This is a genomic window from Vibrio sp. 1249-1 (assembly GCF_033340495.1).
The window spans coordinates 1-713 of record NZ_JAWOWJ010000514.1 but is presented as its reverse complement, the minus strand read 5'-3'; the positions used below and the strand labels follow the sequence as shown (position 1 = coordinate 713).

The 713-nt window shown below is 47.7% G+C and carries 1 protein-coding gene; it reads left to right on the top strand.

The window, feature by feature from the left end; translation table 11 throughout:
* On the top strand, nt 1-713 hold a 713-nt coding region (locus tag R7Z50_RS27325), incomplete at both ends, for a DNA ligase (RefSeq protein ID WP_318149724.1).

Sequence of the window (713 nt, the reverse complement as noted above, 5' to 3'; positions counted from 1 at the left end):
CTGAAACCTATCAAGATGGAATAGATGTTTCTGAGTATTGGTACAGTGAGAAACTCGATGGAATTCGAGCCTACTGGACAGGTCAACACCTCGTGACCCGCAACGGAAACCGAATTTATGCGCCCGAGTGGTTCACTGAGTCACTTCCGAACTATCCATTGGATGGTGAGCTTTGGGCCGGACGCGGAAATTTTCACATTGTTCAGCAAACCGTTCTTGATAAAACACCAATTGATAGCGCGTGGCGCGAAATCGATTTTATGGTGTTTGACATGCCGTATTCCGCAGGAGATTACCGAAAACGTTATTACAACATTCAGGATTTAGTGTTTGATATTGATGAGCACCACATCAAATACGTTGAGCACCGAGCCATCCAAAACGAGCAACATTTGTTTGCTCAACTGGATAAAATTTCCTTGTCCGATGGCGAAGGCGTGATGCTGCGTAAAGTGTCGAGCCGTTACCAAGCGGGCAGAGGAAGCGACTTACTTAAGCTAAAGCGCTACGCCGATACGGAAGCTCAAGTGGTTGGTTACAAACCGGGAACGGGGCGTTTGCTTGGGATGATGGGCGCAATGCTCGTGCGTTTGCCAGATGGTACAGAGTTTTACATCGGCAGCGGTTTTACGGATGAAGTTCGTCGCCATCCGCCGAAAATCGGTTCTACCATTACGTTTAGATACAACGGATTTACCCAAACGGGGAAACCA